15 protein-coding genes are annotated in these 18,080 nt (G+C 33.8%); 6 read left to right on the forward strand and 9 right to left on the reverse strand.

Going from position 1 to position 18,080, the window contains the following annotated elements:
- Window positions 1–1,398, reverse strand: a 1,398-nt coding sequence (gene purH / locus P8H68_RS14080) for a bifunctional phosphoribosylaminoimidazolecarboxamide formyltransferase/IMP cyclohydrolase (RefSeq protein WP_300326585.1), incomplete at its 3' end; no start/stop codon positions are given.
- A gap of 203 nt (window positions 1,399–1,601) precedes the next feature.
- Here purH and xrtF point away from each other — a divergent pair.
- From xrtF to P8H68_RS14105, 5 genes are all read left to right on the forward strand, one after another.
- Window positions 1,602–2,159 (forward strand): exosortase family protein XrtF, encoded by a 558-nt coding sequence (gene xrtF, locus P8H68_RS14085; protein ID WP_300326588.1) that lies wholly within the window; start codon window positions 1,602–1,604, stop codon window positions 2,157–2,159.
- On the forward strand, window positions 2,143–2,589 hold the full coding sequence (locus P8H68_RS14090) for an exosortase F system-associated protein (RefSeq protein ID WP_300326591.1): 447 nt from the start codon (window positions 2,143–2,145) through the stop codon (window positions 2,587–2,589). Before xrtF ends, P8H68_RS14090 begins: the two co-directional genes overlap by 17 nt.
- A gap of 50 nt (window positions 2,590–2,639) precedes the next feature.
- Complete coding sequence (locus P8H68_RS14095; RefSeq protein ID WP_300326594.1) at window positions 2,640–3,062, forward strand: hypothetical protein; 423 nt, start codon at window positions 2,640–2,642, stop codon at window positions 3,060–3,062.
- Between the two features lie 67 nt (window positions 3,063–3,129).
- A complete protein-coding gene (locus P8H68_RS14100) occupies window positions 3,130–5,370 on the forward strand; it encodes a carboxypeptidase-like regulatory domain-containing protein (protein WP_366144955.1) in 2,241 nt (746 codons plus the stop codon).
- A gap of 11 nt (window positions 5,371–5,381) precedes the next feature.
- On the forward strand, window positions 5,382–5,726 hold the full coding sequence (locus P8H68_RS14105; RefSeq protein ID WP_300326597.1) for a metal transporter: 345 nt from the start codon (window positions 5,382–5,384) through the stop codon (window positions 5,724–5,726).
- A 45-nt stretch (window positions 5,727–5,771) separates the two neighbouring features.
- Here the strand turns inward: P8H68_RS14105 and P8H68_RS14110 are convergent, their stop codons facing one another.
- The 8 genes from P8H68_RS14110 to miaB all read right to left on the reverse strand — a co-directional run bounded on the left by P8H68_RS14110 (window position 5,772) and on the right by miaB (window position 15,216).
- On the reverse strand, window positions 5,772–8,537 hold the full coding sequence (locus tag P8H68_RS14110) for an outer membrane beta-barrel protein (RefSeq protein ID WP_300326599.1): 2,766 nt from the start codon (window positions 8,535–8,537) through the stop codon (window positions 5,772–5,774).
- A 201-nt stretch (window positions 8,538–8,738) separates the two neighbouring features.
- Window positions 8,739–10,382 (reverse strand): chaperonin GroEL, encoded by a 1,644-nt coding sequence (gene groL / locus P8H68_RS14115; protein WP_300326601.1) that lies wholly within the window; start codon window positions 10,380–10,382, stop codon window positions 8,739–8,741.
- A gap of 47 nt (window positions 10,383–10,429) precedes the next feature.
- Window positions 10,430–10,708 carry a co-chaperone GroES gene (locus P8H68_RS14120; RefSeq protein ID WP_300326603.1) on the reverse strand — a complete coding sequence of 93 codons (279 nt, stop codon included), beginning with the start codon at window positions 10,706–10,708 and terminating at the stop codon, window positions 10,430–10,432.
- A gap of 144 nt (window positions 10,709–10,852) precedes the next feature.
- Window positions 10,853–11,200, reverse strand: coding sequence for a preprotein translocase subunit SecG (secG, locus tag P8H68_RS14125; RefSeq protein WP_300326605.1), 348 nt, complete (start codon window positions 11,198–11,200; stop codon window positions 10,853–10,855).
- Window positions 11,201–11,202: 2 nt separating this feature from the next.
- Window positions 11,203–11,898 (reverse strand): hypothetical protein, encoded by a 696-nt coding sequence (locus tag P8H68_RS14130; protein ID WP_300326607.1) that lies wholly within the window; start codon window positions 11,896–11,898, stop codon window positions 11,203–11,205.
- A gap of 9 nt (window positions 11,899–11,907) precedes the next feature.
- Window positions 11,908–12,405, reverse strand: a complete 498-nt coding sequence (locus P8H68_RS14135; protein ID WP_300326609.1) for an LptE family protein — start codon at window positions 12,403–12,405, stop codon at window positions 11,908–11,910.
- Window positions 12,406–12,502: 97 nt separating this feature from the next.
- Complete coding sequence (locus tag P8H68_RS14140; RefSeq protein WP_300326611.1) at window positions 12,503–13,738, reverse strand: sigma-54 dependent transcriptional regulator; 1,236 nt, start codon at window positions 13,736–13,738, stop codon at window positions 12,503–12,505.
- Window positions 13,739–13,755: 17 nt separating this feature from the next.
- Window positions 13,756–15,216 carry a tRNA (N6-isopentenyl adenosine(37)-C2)-methylthiotransferase MiaB gene (miaB, locus tag P8H68_RS14145; RefSeq protein WP_300326613.1) on the reverse strand — a complete coding sequence of 487 codons (1,461 nt, stop codon included), beginning with the start codon at window positions 15,214–15,216 and terminating at the stop codon, window positions 13,756–13,758.
- Window positions 15,217–15,465: 249 nt separating this feature from the next.
- On the opposite strand from miaB, the gene topA reads away from it, so the two are divergent.
- Window positions 15,466–18,012: a type I DNA topoisomerase gene (gene topA / locus P8H68_RS14150; protein ID WP_300326615.1), complete on the forward strand. Its 2,547-nt coding sequence runs from the start codon at window positions 15,466–15,468 to the stop codon at window positions 18,010–18,012.
- The last annotated feature ends 68 nt before the right edge of the window (window positions 18,013–18,080 follow it).

Below are 18,080 nucleotides of genomic sequence, written 5' to 3' on the forward strand. Positions count from 1 at the left end.
AATCTCTACACAGTCAGGGAAAGGGAAAAATGCATCACTTGCCATTACTGCACCTTTTAAATCAAAATTAAATGTTTTGGCTTTAGTAATTGCTTGCTCTAAAGCATCTACTCTAGACGTTTGTCCAGTTCCACCAGCACATAATTGTTTGTTCTTAACTAAGATGATAGTGTTAGATTTTGTATGCTTACAAATTTTTGAAGCAAATAATAAATCTTCTATTTCTTCATCAGAAACAACACGCTTAGTTACGTTTGTCAATCCTTCTTTAGAATCAGTAACATTGTTAGGGTTTTGCGCTAAAACTCCGTTCAATGCAGTTCTATAACTGATGTTAGGGAATTCAACATCTTTCTGAACTAAAATAATTCTGTTTTTCTTTCCTTTCAAAATAGCTAAGGCTTCCGGCGCGTATGACGGAGCAATAACTACCTCACAGAATAAACTGTGGATTTCAGTGGCAGTAGCTTCGTCAATTTCTTTGTTAGCGATTAATACACCTCCAAAAGCAGAAGTTGGATCACCTGCTAAGGCGTCAACATAAGCTTGTTTTAATGTTTCTCTTTGCGCAAACCCACAAGCATTGTTGTGTTTTAATATCGCAAAAGTAGGAGCTTCTCCTTTAAATTCTCTAATTAAGTTTACAGCAGCATCAACATCTAACAGGTTGTTGAATGATAATTCTTTTCCGTGTAACTGATCGAATAATTCTTCTAAGTTTCCGTAGAAAAATCCTTTTTGATGAGGGTTTTCTCCGTAACGCAATTGTTTAACAGTATCAAAACTTTGTCTGAACTGAGGTTGGTCATCATTCATGTAGTTGAAGATAGCCGAGTCATAATGACTAGATACAGCAAAAGATTTAGCTGAGAATGATTTACGTTGCTCAATAGTTGTAGCGCCGTTTTGTTCTTTGATGATATCTAAAAACTCTCCGTATTGGTCCATTGAAGAAACACAAATTACATCTTTAAAGTTTTTAGCAGCAGCTCTAATCAAAGAGATTCCACCGATATCAATTTTTTCAATAATATCTTGTTCAGGAGCACCACTAGCAACCGTTTTTTCAAATGGATATAAATCAACAATTACAATGTCAATTTCAGGAATTTCAAACTCTTCAATCTGTTTTTGGTCACTTTCGTTTTCACGTCTGTTTAAGATTCCTCCAAAAACTTTAGGGTGTAAAGTTTTAACACGACCTCCTAAGATAGAAGGATAAGATGTTAAGTCTTCCACACGAACTACATCAATACCTAAATCTTTGATAAAAGTTTCAGTACCTCCAGTTGTGTAAATAGTTACATTTAACTCATTTAATTTCTTTACAATTGGCTCTAAACCATCTTTGTGAAATACCGAAATTAAGGCAGATTTTGCTGTTTTGCTAGTGCTCATTTTATGTGTTGTAAAATTTTCTGCGAAGTTACTAATATTGTGATGTTTTCGCAACAATAATTCAACACCTAGAACGATTATTTTTCGTTTATATTTTGTCTGCCTCTAAAACTTATTGAGATGAAAATAAATCTTGTATCTATTCTTTGGTTGGCGCTTTAATTAAAAATGGTATTTTTGATAAAATTGTAAAAGAAAATCGCGTGAGTAAAAGAAAAGGTGTTCTCTTTTTTTTAGCAAAATTCTTCGGGTCTTATTTTTTTATGTTTGCCATGTATTCCTATTATTTGCATGCAACCCAAGAAAAAGGTTCTATGTTTCAGTGCGCTCCTGTGACAGAAAAAGTTGCTGAGCAAACAATTGCAGTGCTTCATTTTTTTGGTTACAACGCAGTGATGGAACAGCATGAACAAGAACTTTCTATAAAATTAATATTAAATGACGTGTACTTAGCTCGGGTCATAGAGGGCTGTAATTCAATTAGTGTTATAATTCTGTTTGTTGCTTTTATTGTTGCATTTCCCGGTCCTTTAAAAAAAACTTTTTTGTATGCTTTAGGTGGTGGGATGCTTATTTATGGAATTAATATTTTAAGAATCGCTTTTTTAACAGTAGCCCTAGAAAAATTACCTGAGCAAAAAGAAATGTTACATAACTTAATTTTTCCTTCCATTATTTATGGATTGGTGTTTTTGTTGTGGTTAGTGTGGGTCAATTATTTTTCTAATTATAAGCAAGTGCGTAATGAGAAAAATAATTAGATACTTCTTGGTTTTTATTTTATTGATAGCCCTTGTGTTAGTGAGGGCATATGAAAATGAAATGTTTTATGATCCATTCATTGTTTTTTTTCAAAATGATTATTTGTACACCTCTGTACCTGAATTTGAGTACGGCAGATTGATTTGGGATTTATTTCTTCGTTATTCGCTGAATTCTATCATTTCACTGGGAATCATTTATTTGGTTTTTGAAAAATTAGGCTATGTGATTTTATCTGCAAAATTATATGTGCTTGGTTTTGTTTTGTTGATTTCTGCCTACACCTTTTTACTCTCAACCGGTTTTGAAAAAGGGTATCTCTTGCCTTTTTATGTTAGAAGGTTTTTGATACATCCTTTGTTTCTGTTGTTGTTGATGGCTGCGCTCTTCTATGAGAAAATTGCGGGTATAAAGCCTACTTTGAGATAATTTAACAGGTTTTAAGCTTTTTAGCATTTTGAATTTGTTAAATTTGTAGTGTGAAAAAACTACTCCAAAATATAGGAATAATATTGATGGCAGTTTTGGTGCTGTTCTCTTCGATGTCTTTTGGGGTCAGCAAACATTATTGTGCTGGGGAGGTTTCTGAGGTTTCTTATTTTGTGGATGTCAATGGCTGTGAAATGCCACAACAAGTTGATGCTTGTGATACTTCGAAAACTGAAAGTGTCAAAAAGAAATCTTGTTGTGAAACTAAATATCAGTTTGTAGATGGAAATGATTTTCCTTCAAAAAAAATAACCACATTAATTTCATTTGATTCTCAAATTGCCATTCTTCAGAATTTGAGTTTTTCATTTTCTTTGTGTCAAGATAATCTCGATTCTAAAAGTTTTTTCCAATATCATTCAGCGCCAATACTAAAAAATAGAGTGGTTGTCTATGAGTCTTATTTGATTTGAATATTAGGTCTTTTCAGAAGAATCTAGTATTAATTTGTGCTTAATTGGTGCGAAAACAAATCAAAAAGTGAAATATTATTATATAATTTTACCATTTGTTTTTGTTAGCATGCTGTCATTTTCTCAAGAGAAATTGAAAGGTATGGTGATGATTACAAATGAAGAACAACAAGTTTCTGGATTGCCAGGGGCTTCCGTCTATTGGTTGGAAACAACGATAGGCACTACTACGAATAATGAGGGCTGGTTTGAAATTGATTTAAGTGAGAAATCAAATAAATTGGTGGTCAGTTATATTGGGTATCAAACGGATACTTTAATCGTTACAAGCAATAAAGAATTACATCATTTTTTAAAACCAACTTTGTCTCTTTCAGAAATAGAGATTAAGGGTAAGCAGAATTCAACTGCAACTTCGTTTTTTTCTCCGATGAATACAATAACCATAAACGAAGCAGAATTGTTAAAGGCAGCTTGCTGTAATTTGTCAGAGAGTTTTGAAACAAACCCTGCGGTTGGGGTGAGTTATGCAGATGCTATTTCCGGTGTCAAAGAAATAAAAATGTTAGGCCTTACAAGTCCATATATTTTAATTTCTCAAGAAAATATTCCTTCGGTTCGGGGTGCTTCGCAAGTTTATGGTATGTCTTTTATTCCCGGTACATGGATTGAAAGTATTCAAGTCACCAAAGGAATGGGGTCTGTGGTCAATGGATTTGAAAGTATTTCTGGTCAAATCAATACGGAGTTAAAAAAGCCTAGAAACTCCAATAGTTTTTTTGCAAATCTTTATGGATCTGGTTCGGGAAGGTTAGAATTGAATGCACATATTCTAAAAAATATTTCTGATTCATGGAGTACAGGCTTGTTTGTACATACAAATCATCGACAATTAAAAGTTGATAGAAATGGCGATGGATTTTTAGATGTGCCACTCGGTTCTCAATTGAATTTATTAAATCGATGGCAATACGCAAACCCTACATCAGGATGGGTGAGTTTTTTAGATGTAAAATATGTTGCAGATGCAAAGCAAATAGGAAGTTTAGCTTATAATCCCGAGGTTGATAAATTTCAAGGCACAGAATATGGTGGTGAAATAGATACGAAACGTTTTGAATTTTCATCGAAGTTGGGCTATGTTTTTAAGGATAAACCTTACCAAAGTATTGGTTTTCAGTCGTCATATAGTAATCATAACCAGCAATCTTATTTTGGGTATAATGTTTATAATATAGAACAAAATAGTTTTTATTTCAATTCCATTTTTCAGTCTATATTATTTAATACGATGCATACCTTTAAAACAGGAATTAGTGTTTCTTATGATGGGTATAAAGAACAAGTCCTTTTGGATGCCTATACTAGAAATGAAAATTCGATGGGTGGTTTTTTTGAATATACTTATGATAATATTGATAACTTAACAGTTGTTGCCGGTCTTAGGGCTGATTATCATACGGTAATGAAATATATGATTACTCCAAGGATTCATGTTCGTTATGAACCTTGGGATTCGGGCGTGTTTAAAATAGCTGCAGGAAAAGGGCAGAGGATCGCAAGTATTTTTGCTGAAAATCAAAAGATGTTTGCCTCTTCAAGGACTATTTCTATAGATGATCAAGGTGAAGGAAGTTATGGGTTGAATCCGGAAATTGCTTGGAATTATGGTTTGAGTTATTTGCATAAAACAAAAGTATTTGGGAATTCAGTCTCCTTATCTTTGGATTATTTTATCACAGATTTTTCTCAACAAGTAATTGTAGATTATGATGCGTCTCCACGGGAAGTCCAATTTTATAATTTAAATGGAAGTTCTACTGCAAAATCTTTTCAAGCAGAGTTGAATTATGAATTGCATTCCTTGTGGGATTTGCGAATTGCTTACCAATTAAATGATGTGGAAATAGCTTATAAAAAAGGGCGTTTACAGAAGCCTTTGCAACCTAAAGAAACGTATTTTGTGAATGTGGGGTATCAATCTAAAAAAATAAAAGAACGACAATGGAAATGGGATATGACTTATAATTGGTTAGGTGAGCAAAGAATTCCAGATACGAGTCAAAATCCAATAGCATATCAATTAGCGGAGTACTCAAGTCCAACTCAGTTGTTGCATTCTCAGCTGACTTATGTTTTGTCTGATAATTTGGAATTTTACGTTGGTGCCGAAAATATATTAGATACCACACAAAAGAATCCGGTGTTGGCAAGTGACGACCCTTTTGGACCTTATTTTGATTCGACATTGGTGTACGCGCCGGTTTTAGGAAGAATGTATTATGGAGGAATTAGATATAATTTATAAAATAGAATAGGATGAAAAAAATAATTTTAATCTTGTTAGTAGCTTTCTCATATGGAGTATCAGCTCAAGAAGTACAAGAAAAAAGCAAAAAAAAGAAAATTGCATTGTCCGTGAATGGCAATTGTGAAATGTGTAAAGCCAGAATTGAGAAATCTTGTTTGAAGACTACTGGGGTAAAGTATGCCCAGTGGGATGTCAACTCAAAACAATTGAACCTTATTTTCAATGAGTATAAGACATCGAAAGATGAAATTCAGCAATCTATTCTTATGGTTGGGCATGATGTGGATTCATTGACGGCGAATACGGATAGTTATAAAGAGTTGCATACTTGCTGTCAATACAGGGAGGATTAAACAAAAAAAAGGAGGTTCAATTTGAATCTCCTTTTTTTATTTCTATTATGATTTTTTTCCTTTTTTCAGTTTCTTTCTAGCACCATTATTCAAACGATAAGTGTAACTAACAACAGCATACATTCCTAAACTTTCGGTAGAGGTTTCTTCAAAGTAGTTCACACTACTTCTTCGTCTGATGTCCACATTTTTGTTAAGCATGTCTATCAAAATAAGTTTTACCACATTGTTTTTTTTAGGAGTGAAGGAGTATGAAATAGCAGTATTCCAAAGTGGTAAAATGACATCCGTTGAAAAATTTTCATTTGAAGTGGCGGTGTCATAGGAATACAAATAATAATCAAATTGAGTATTGAAACTTAATTTTTTTGTGAAATCATAATCAAATTTTGTGAAATAATGCTGTGTAGCAAATTCTCTATTTAGTTCTTTTCTGATAGAGAAATTAGTTTGATTCATGGAGTACTCGGCACCTATTTTAAAATCAAATATGTTTTTATTGTGGTTTTCAAATCTCAAACTTCCTGAATATCTATTTGCCGATACATCGTTTAAAACATAATTGATCAAAGAATTTGATTTTTGAAAAGAGTTTCTGTTTTTGATGGTGTATCTTACAGGAAGACGGTTGATTTTTTTACTCAAGCTAAAGGAAGTGGTTATATTATCCTTAATTCCGATGTTTTCAAAGCTTCTTACTCGATTAAGATCTTCATCGATCTCAATTGTAGGAATGATGGCGTCTTTTGTATGTGAAAGATTTACCAAGCCATAAAATGTAAGTGCTGATTTGTAATCATGGATATTTACTCTAGCGGAGAGATCGTCTCTTTGTTCTGCACTTATATTTGGATTCCCTTTTCTGATAAATCTTGGAATCAAGTCATTCACCACCGTTGAACTATGGTAGATATTTGGACTGCGAACGGATTTTTTGTAATTCAGACGATACTTTCTTCCGGCTTTGGGTTTGTATTGAATAAAAGCTCTTGGATTGATGAAACTATTTTTTTTATTCACAGACATTTTTTCAAGTTCACCAAAGTCTCTGGTAAGGTCTTGATATTCTGCTCCCGCATAAATATTTAATTTTTCAATATTGTAACTGTATCCCAATCTAGATTGGTAATTGTATTCTTTATGGTTGTATTTGTATTCAAATAAATCTTGTCTATTGTCATCTGTGATTGTTGTTTTGGACTGAACCACGTCTTCGTCAATATTTCTAAATGTATTAAAGGCTTCAATTTTTATATAGTGATTGTGTCCTAAAGGCTCAGTGTATTTGATGTTGTAATTGATAGAGTTATTGTCAATTAACTCATCTCTGTAGATATCACTTTTAACTACCGAAGGTGTTTCTTGATCAAGATTTCTTGTCGTTTCTGTGTATTGTTGATTGAATCTTTTAAGTTTTTCTGTAGTAGCATAGGCACCTACAGCAAAGTTTTTTCCTTCTTCGTTGAGTTTTTTATAGAAGTTTAATTTTAAATTTCCTCGATGACGATTTTGTGCATTGTTAAACTTACTGTCATTTGTAGTTCTAAGGATGTTCTCTGTATTGTAAATTTGGGAAAATTTATTAAGTGAAATAATTCTGTCACTTGCATTAAACATTCCTTTAGCAAAATAACTATACGTATTGTTTGCTTGATTTTTATAATTAAAATTTAGATTGTGATTTTGGTCGTAATTATCAAAATTGCTCACAATATTAGAATTGATGTTATTCTCATTTACTGAGGATACTCGGTTTGTATACGAGGTACCATCATTTTGAGACTGGTTGAAGGTATAATCCGCATTTAAGGATTCTTTTTTCTTGAATTCATGTCCAAAGTGTAGCCCAGCAACTTGAGAATTTAAAAAACCGCTTAAACTTTTCTTGTTAATAGTAGATTCTTCTCCATCTGATTCATCTCCAAGGCCATCAGCACTTTTTAAAAAGTTTTTAATATTGGATCCGGTAACATTTATGTTATTGGTTGAGACCACCGCAGAGAATTGCGTTTTAGAAGAAAATTGATTGTAGTTTCCACTTGCAAAATATCTATTATCTAGTCCTATTCCGGCACTAGCTTTTCCAAAAGCTCTATTTTTTTTGTCTTTTTTTAGAGTGAAGTTTAGGATTACTTGTTTGTTTCCATCGCTTACACCTGTAAGTTCAGATTCATCACTTTTTTTATCAATAATTTCAACTTTTGCAATAACATCTGCAGATAAGTTTTTCATGACCACTGAAGGGTCTCCTCCAAAAAACTCTTTTCCATCCACGTAAATTTTTGTGACCTCGTTTCCTTGTGCGATCATTTTACCATCAGAATCTATTTCCATTCCAGGTAATTTTTCAAGCATGTCTTCTATGTTGTCATCATGGTTCACTTTAAATGCTGAGGTGTTAAAAGCAACTGTGTCTTTTTTTATCTGAATAGGAATTACTGCAGAAATTGTTACTTCATCTAATACTCCAATATCTTCTTTTAATAAGATGTTGTTTAAATCGATCGGTTCGTTTCTAAAAACTATATTTTCAAAGTGGGAGATAAATCCAGTAGAGTGAATTTGAATTAATAAAGAGTCGCGAGAATCTTCCAATATTTTAAACTTTCCATCCATATCAGTGGTGGTAAAGTTGATCATTGTAGAATCCTTTGGGTTTAACAATGCAACGGATGCGTATGGCAAACTTTCGTTTTCAGGGGTGGCTACTCTTCCGGTAATCGATGGTTCCGTTTGGGCAAGAATAAATTGAGCTATAAATAGAAAAATTAATGTAGTCAGTTGTGTTTTAGGAAAAGGAAAAGCAAGCATTAATAGGTGTTTTTTAAGTGTAGTAATTACGGTTGATGTTTAAATTACAAATACCTTGCCATGATGAATACTGGTGTTAATGTAAGAAGAGGAGGAAAGAGAAAAATGTTATGGTTTAAAAGGTGTGAGGGGAGAAAATATATTTCAAAAAAAAAGTGCTTTTGAAAACTCAAAAGCACTTTTTTATAAAAAATTAGGATCTTACATCATCCCAGGCATTCCACCACCCATCGGAGGGTGTCCGCCATCAGCAGCACCTGTTTCTGATTTTATTTCTGAAATAGTACATGCAGTAGTCAAAATCATTCCTGCAACAGAAGCAGCGTTTTCTAATGCTACACGTGTTACTTTTGTTGGATCAATAATTCCTGCTTTTAGCATTTCAACATATTCTCCAGATTTTGCATTGTATCCAAAATCAGCTTTACCTTCCAATACTTTAGAAATTACAACAGAACCTTCTCCACCAGCATTTTCAACAATTTGTCTCAATGGCTCTTCAATAGCTCTATTGATAATGTTTACACCAGTTTGTTCGTCTGTGTTATCTTCAGCAATAATAGAAGTAAGAGAAGCTTTTGCTCTAGCTAAGGCAACACCTCCACCAGCAACAATTCCTTCTTCAACAGCAGCTCTTGTAGCATGTAACGCATCATCTACTCTGTCTTTCTTTTCTTTCATTTCAACTTCACTAGCAGCACCTACGTATAATACAGCAACTCCTCCAGCTAATTTAGCCAAACGTTCTTGTAACTTTTCTTTATCGTAGTCAGAAGTAGTGTTCTCAATTTGAGATTTGATTTGTGTAACTCTCACATTGATAGCATCAGATTCACCAGCACCATTCACAACAGTTGTGTTGTCCTTGTCGATAGTTACTCTTTCAGCCGTTCCTAACATCTCAATAGTTGTGTTTTCTAAAGTAAGACCTCTTTCTTCAGAAATTACAGTACCCCCTGTTAAGATTGCGATGTCCTCTAACATTGCTTTTCTTCTGTCTCCGAATCCAGGAGCTTTTACAGCAGCAATTTTAAGTGCTCCACGTAATTTATTCATTACCAAAGTAGCCAATGCTTCACCATCAACATCTTCAGCGATGATCAATAATGGTTTCCCTGATTGAGAAATAGGCTCTAAGATTGGCAATAATTCTTTTAAAGCAGAAACTTTCTTTTCAAACAGTAAAATGTATGGATTCTCTAAATCAGCCAACATTTTTTCTGTGTTTGTAACAAAATATGGAGATAAGTAACCTCTATCAAATTGCATTCCTTCTACAATATCAACATAAGTTTCTCTTCCTTTTGCTTCTTCTACAGTGATAACACCTTCTTTACCAACTTTACCAAAAGCTTCAGCGATTAAATCACCAATAGTTTCGTCGTTATTAGCAGAGATAGAAGCTACTTGTTTGATTTTGTCTGATTGATTTCCTACAACTTCAGATTGCTTTTGCAAATCAGCAACTAAAACTTCAACAGATTTATCAATTCCTTTTTTAATATCTAATGGATTGGCACCAGCAGCAACGTTTTTCAATCCTTCCTTTACGATTGCTTGTGCTAATACAGTAGCGGTTGTTGTTCCGTCACCAGCTAAGTCATTGGTTTTAGAAGCAACTTCTTTTACCATTTGAGCTCCCATATTTTCAATTGGATCTTCAAGCTCAATTTCTTTGGCAACACTCACACCATCTTTGGTGATAGAAGGTCCACCGAATGATTTTTCAATTACTACGTTTCTACCTTTTGGTCCTAATGTTACTTTTACTGCATTTGCTAAAGCATCAACACCACGTTTTAATCCGTTACGTGCGTCAATGTTAAAATTAATTTCTTTTGCCATTTTAATGTGTTTTTATGTTCTCTATTAAAGATGAATAAATTGAAAAATTATACGATTGCGAAGATATCGCTCTCTCTCATAATTAAGTAATCTGTACCTTCTAGTTTTAGTTCAGTACCAGCGTATTTACCGTATAATACAGTATCTCCTACCTTCACAGTCATCGCTTCGTCCTTAGTTCCATTCCCAACCGCAACAACAGTTCCTTTAGATGGTTTTTCTTTTGCTGAATCAGGGATGATTAATCCTGATGCAGTTTTAGTTTCTGCTGCTAATGGCTCTACAAGTACTCTGTCCGCTAATGGTTTGATGTTTACGTTACTCATTATTATATATGTTTATAAGTTTATATTTGAATTTGCCTTTTGTGTATCCAAAAATATGCCATTTGTATAACTCTGACAATATGTAAAAAAAAATGCCAAGGTGTCATTTTCCTTGGCATTTTTGTGTCAACTTGTGTTGATGTTTTATTCGGCAGCTTCTTCTGTCTCTTCTACTTCTGGTAAAGAAGGAGCTTCATCTTCTGTAATTCTGTTATTCAACGTTTCTTCTATTTGAGATTCTGTTGAGTTTGTGTTTTCTCTTGGGATTGCAAAGTTAGAAAGCAAAATCATAGCCATTAACGCAATTGCTAATGTCCAAGTACTTTTGTCTAAAAAGTTATTGGTGCTTTGTACTCCTCCCATTGATTGAGATCCACCTGCTCCTCCGAAAGAAGAAGATAATCCACCTCCTTTAGGGTTTTGAACCATAATTATTAATACTAGCAATACTGCTACAACAAGGATAAGGATTAAAAACAATGTATATGTCATGCTTATTTATTTTTAAGGTGTTCTATTTTCTTAATTTGGTCTGCAAAGAAACCACTTTTTTCTGGATATTTCAAAATTAAAATATTATATGCTTTGATTGCATTGCTATATTTTTTTTGTTCTAAGTAAACTCGGGCCAAAGTCTCGGTCATCAATTCGTTTTCTTGATAGCTGTTTTCTGTGGTGGAAGAGCTTTGTGCTTCTTTAGGAATAGGTTTTATAGTTGGATTTAAGTCGATAAATTTATCGATCAAATCTTTATTTTTAAAAAGAGCACTGTCTTTTTTAGGAATTCTTTCTATCGGCTTTTTTGTAGTAAGTTGTAACCACTGATTGAAAGAGTGAGCTTCATTTTGATCAAATTCGAAAGGAGCACTTTCATTTTCTTTTGAAGAAATATTTTCTTCAACAGGTACCGTTTTTATAGTACTAGGTTTTGTCTCTGGATTTCTTGGTTTTTCAAACTGAAAACTACTGATGTAATCAAAAAGAACACTTCTGTCAATTGTAATTGCAGCTGTGTTTTTAAGTGATTTATTGTATTTGTAGTTGTTCGTTTTTTTGTAGGCTTTTAATAAAATGGCCTTTGCGGATTGAAAATAGGGATATTTTTCAACAATGTTTTCTAGTTGTTGAATCTCTTCCTTGTTAAAAGAAGTTGCGTTTTTTTGTAAAGCTGAAAACGTTTGAATATCCATTATTAAGTATTACCAGTTTGCTACAGAAGCGTTAAAAATATCTTGTGTGATACGTTCAAATATTTCATCCAAAGCACCTTCTAATATAGATCCTGTTAATTGATCATTTGCATCAAAGTCGCTAAAATGTGTAAAGCTTTTTTCAAAATCCTTTTTCTCGTCTAGTTTATTGTAAAAACGGACGTTTACTACAATGGTAAGTCTACTTTGAGCAGCAGTTTGTTCGGCAGTAGCGGTCATTGGTGTAACACGGTAATTTGTAATTTCACCTTCAAAGAATAAATCTCCACCCGATTTAACCAGACTTAGATTTGTCTGTCTCAAAAATAAATCTTGAAGATCTTGGGTGAAACGCTGACTTAATCCTGGTTCCACCAAAGGGGCATTATTAGGAAAGTAGTTTACTTGTAGTGTTTTCGCATTCCCTGTATCTCCTCCTGTAAAAGAATAAACACCACAACTAATGATACTTAAGAGTAGAACAGTGCAAAAAATAATATTTTTCATTTTCATTTTTTTTTCTAGATAATGATGATTACTTCCTAGTTGAAGTCAGTTGAGAACAAATTAACAACTTAACAATGAGAGTTTCAACTAAACTTTGTTATAAGTCGTATTGTTTTATTTTTCTATAAAGTGTACGCTCGGAAATCCCCAACTCTTTTGCCGCTAGTTTTCTTTTGTTTTGGTTTTTTTCAAGAGACTTTTTTATCATCTCGATTTCTTTCTCGTGTAAAGATAAAGATTCATCTTCTTCTATGGTTTCTGCATATTCATAATTATTAGAAGGGATAGAAGGTTGTTCGATTTGAATCAGTTCAACATTTGAATCTTGGTTGAAATTATCTTTTTCTTTATTTAATTGATCTAGCAATTGCAGATTTTCAGAGGGTAACTCACCTATGTTTTTGTTGTTTATTAAATCTAGGGTCAGTTTTTTTAACTCATTAAAATCTTTTCGAAGTTCATACAATGCTTTGTAAAGAACATCTCTGTCTTCAGAGATACTTTTGCCTTCTTGTGAATCATTCGTATCAATAACTGCAGGCAAATTGTTGTAGTTGGGTAGGTATTGAATTAATTTATCAGCTCCAATATTCCTGCTTTCCTCAACGACAGATATTTGTTCTGCAATATTTCTTAATTGTCTAATGTTTCCAGGAAACCTATAGTTGATTAGTAAGTTGATAGCATCTTCGTTCAAGCGAATGGTTGGCATTCTGTATTTCTGTGCGAAATCTGAAGCGAATTTTCTGAATAATAAATGAATGTCATTTTCTCGATCTCTTAAAGGAGGAAGATTTAATTCAATGGTACTCAGTCTATAATAAAGGTCTTCTCTAAATTTTCCTTTTTGGATTGCTTGCTGCATTTTCATGTTGGTGGCAGCAACAATTCTTACATCGGTTTTTTGGACTTGAGAAGAACCTACTTTGATAAACTCTCCATTTTCAAGAACACGCAATAGTCGTACTTGAGTTGTAAGTGGTAATTCTCCGACTTCATCTAAAAAAATAGTTCCACCATCTGCTACTTCAAAATATCCTTTTCTTGCAGAAGTAGCTCCTGTAAAAGCACCTTTTTCATGTCCGAAAAGTTCACTATCGATTGTTCCCTCTGGAATGGCACCACAGTTTACCGCAATATAGTTACAATGTTTTCTGTGTGATAGTTGATGAATTATTTTTGGAATAGTTTCTTTACCAACACCACTTTCACCTGTTACCAAAACAGAGATGTCTGTTGGGGCAACACGAATTGCTTTTTCAAGGGATCTGTTTAGTTTGTCATCGTTACCAATGATTTCAAAACGTTGTTTGATGGTAGTTAGTCCTTCCATTGCTTTTATTTGTTTTATTATTGAAAAGGAATTTCTTGAGCTTCACTAACAGAATGACCAATAAGTGTTGCTGAAGTACAATCTTCAATTTTGACTTGGATATAATCTCCAACTTTTTCATTTTTTTTTGGGAACACAGCAACATAATTTTGCGTGTTTCTTGCCATCCAATGTTCTGATGATTTTTTGGAAGTTCCTTCAATAAGAACCTCTATAGTTTGCCCAACGTATTCTTGCGTTTTTTTTGTGCTCAATGCTCTCTGAACAGCAATCACTTCATTCAAACGACGTTTTTTAGTTTTGTCGTCAATGTCGTCTTCAAGTTTTTTTGCGGCTAAAGTTCCAGGTCTTTCCGAGTAAGCATACATAAATCCATAGTCATATTGAACATATTCCATCATGCTAAGGGTTTCCTTATGTTCTTCTTCTGTTTCTCCACAGAAGCCAATAATCATATCCTGTGAGATGGCAACACCAGGAATTATTTCTTTTATCTTATCCACCAATTCCATGTATTCTTCACGTGTATGCTGTCTGTTCATTCTTTCTAAAACAGAAGTACTTCCGGATTGGATAGGTAAATGTATGTATCTACAGATATTAGGGTGTTTTGCAATCACATGTAAAACTTCCAAATCCATATCCTGCGGGTTGCTTGTAAAAAAGCGAACTCTTAAAGTAGGGAAGTTGGCGGCAACTAAATCTAGTAATTTAGCAAAACCAACAGCAGTGGCTTTGGCAATATCAGAAGCTTTGTCTAAATCTTTTTTCAGTCCACCTCCATACCAAAGGTAGCTATCCACATTTTGACCTAATAAAGTAATTTCTCTGTAATTTTTATCTTTTAAGCTTTGGATCTCTTCAATGATACTTTTAGGGTCTCTACTACGTTCCCTTCCTCTTGTAAAAGGAACCACACAAAAAGTACACATATTATCACATCCACGAGTAATGGAAACAAAAGCAGAAACTCCATTTGAGTTCAAACGAACAGGGGAGACGTCTCCATAAGTTTCATCTTTAGAAAGAACTACGTTTACTGCATCTCTTCCTTCATTTACTTCTTCCAAAAGATTTGGTAGATCTTTGTAAGCATCGGGTCCAACAACAAGGTCAACAATTTTTTCTTCGTCTAGGAATTTTGATTTCAATCTCTCAGCCATACAACCTAAAACACCCACTTTCATTTCAGGGTTGATTTTTTTGATTGAGTTGTATTTTTGTAGCCTTTTTCTGATAGTTTGTTCCGCCTTATCTCTAATGGAACAAGTGTTTACCAATACCAAATCAGCGTCCTCAATATATTGCGTAGTGTTAAAATCGTTCTCTGCTAGAATAGAAGCAACTATCTCACTATCGTTTAGGTTCATTTGACAACCATAACTTTCTATGTATAGCTTTTTTTTGTTTCCTTCTATTGCTTCAGTTAACAAAGGATGTCCTTGTTTATTAGCATCAATTATTTTTTCAGTCTCCATTCCTTTAGAAAATTTGGATTGCAAAGATACAATCAAAAATACGAATTCTGACATTTTGGCAGAGAAATAAACCGTTAAAAATAAGTGAAGAATTAAAAAATATTTGAATTTAAATGGAACTTAAATTTGAAATTTAAAAAATCTATCTACTTTTGCAAGAGCTAAGGGTATGCATTTTTGTTTGGCTAAGAGTTAAAACAGAAAGAATATGCTAGCAATTTTCGACAACGAATTATACAATTACGATATATGGCAAAGAATTTAGTAATAGTTGAGTCACCAGCAAAAGCCAAGACAATAGAGAAGTTCTTAGGGAAAGATTTTCAGGTAGAATCTAGTTTTGGACATATTGCAGATTTACCTTCTAGCGAGTTAGGGATTAATGTAGATGGAGATTTTCTACCAAGTTATATAGTCTCTGATGATAAAAAAGCAGTTGTTAAGAAATTAAAGACTTTATCTAAGAAAGCAGATACTGTATGGCTAGCAAGTGATGAGGATCGTGAGGGAGAAGCAATTGCTTGGCATTTACAAGAACAACTAAAATTAAATTCTGAGAATACAAAACGTATTGTGTTTCATGAGATTACTAAAAAAGCAATCTTAAAGGCAGTTGATAATCCAAGAGATATCAATTATGATATGGTAAACGCTCAACAAGCAAGAAGAGTGTTGGACCGTTTGGTAGGATATGAATTGTCTCCAGTGCTTTGGAGAAAAGTAAAAGGAGGATTGTCTGCTGGAAGAGTTCAGTCGGTAGCCGTAAGATTGATTGTAGAAAGAGAAAGAAGTATTAGAGAGTTTGAAACAACAGCTCATTATAAAGTAGTTGCTGAGTTTTTAAATAGCAATGGTAAAAAATTCAAAGCAACGATTCCTAAAAGTTTTGCCTCTAGAGAAGAAGCGGAAAAGTTTTTAGAATCTGCTGCGAATGCTGATTTTTCAATTTCAGATTTGCAAAAAAAACCAGCTAAAAAATCACCAGCACCCCCATTTACAACTTCTACATTACAACAAGAAGCTTCAAGGAAATTGGGGTATTCTGTAGCAAGAACAATGCAAGTTGCACAGCGTTTGTATGAAGCCGGTTTGATTACCTATATGAGAACAGATAGTTTGAATTTATCTGATGATGCTAGAAAAGAAGCAGAGGAAGAGATTACAAATTATTACGGGGCTGAGTATAGCAATCCAAGAGTTTTTAAAACCAAATCGAAAGGAGCACAAGAAGCGCATGAGGCGATTCGTCCGACAGATATGAAGCGCCATACGGTGAACGTAGAAAATGATCAAGATCGTTTGTATGATTTGATATGGAAAAGAACATTAGCTTCTCAAATGAGTGATGCTCAGTTGGAAAGAACCAATGTGAAAATTGAAAACAACAAAAATGAGAAAATCTTTTCTGCAAACGGAGAGATGATCAAATTTGAAGGGTTTTTAAAAGTATACTTAGAGGGAACTGATAATGAAGAAGAAGAGCAGGCAGGAATGCTTCCTCAATTGGCTAAAGAAGAGGCTTTAGATTATAACTTTATCACTGCAACACAAAGGTTTACAAGTCCACCCTACAGATTTACAGAGGCTTCTTTGGTAAAGCAGTTGGAGGAATTAGGAATAGGTAGACCATCTACCTATGCACCAACAATCTCTACCGTTCAAAGAAGAGGGTATATCGTGAAAGGAGAATTGGAAGGTGTTGAAAGAGAATATGAGCAATTTACTTTAAAAGCAGGGAAAATTTTTAATAAGAATTTGACCGAAAAAGTTGGGTCTGATAAAGGAAAATTGGTTCCTACGGATATCGGAAATATTGTGAATGACTTTTTAGTTGCGAATTTTTCAAATATTTTGGATTTTGGATTTACGGCTAAAGTAGAAGCAGATTTCGATGATATTTCTGAAGGTGAGCAAGACTGGACTGCGATGATCAAAGATTTTTATCAAACATTTCATCCAACTGTAAAAGATGTTTCTGAAAATGCCGAAAGAGAAAGTGGTGAAAGAATTTTAGGAAAACATCCTGAAACAGGAAGAACGATATTAGTGCGTTTAGGAAAATTCGGTCCGATGGCTCAGATTGGAGATCCGGAAGATGAGGAAAAATTATTTGCTTCTCTGTTGAAAGAGCAAACTTTGGGAACTATTACGCTTGAAGAAGCTTTGGAATTGTTCCTGTTACCAAAGAATTTGGGAGTTTACGAAGGTGAAGATGTAGTGGTTTCTAATGGAAGATTTGGTCCGTATATTAAATTCGGAACCATGTATGTCTCTTTGGAAAGAGGAGAGGATCCAATGTCTGTTGATATGGCGCGAGCTACTGAGTTGATTGTTGCAAAACAAGAGGCGGATGCACCGATTGCTGAATATGAAAATTTACCCGTACAGAAAGGAGTCGGAAGATTCGGTCCTTTTATCAAATGGAATAGCATGTTTATCAATGTCAATAAAAAATATGATTATGACAACTTAAGTTATGATGATATTGTAGAGTTGATTGAAGATAAAAAACGTAAAGAAATTGAAAAAGTGATCCATAACTGGGAAGAGGAAGGAATTCGTTTAGAGAAAGCTAGATGGGGACGTTTCAATATTTTACAGGGAAAACTTAAGATAGAATTACCGAAGACTACGGATGCAAAAAACATGACTTTGGAAGAGGTTCAAGCTATTATTGAAGCTAAAAAACCAAAGAAAAAAACAAGAAAAGCACCCGCTAAAAAAACAGCTGCTAAGAAAAAGCCCGCAGCTAAAAAAACAGCTGCCAAGAAAAAGCCCGCAGCTAAAAAGAAATAGATAGTTCAAATTCATTTTGTTTTTTGGATTTATTTTATATTTTTGAGATGCTTGGTGCTATTAAAAGA

Origin of the sequence: Flavicella sp., assembly GCF_029238425.1 — a bacterium.
GTDB lineage: Bacteria > Bacteroidota > Bacteroidia > Flavobacteriales > Flavobacteriaceae > Flavicella.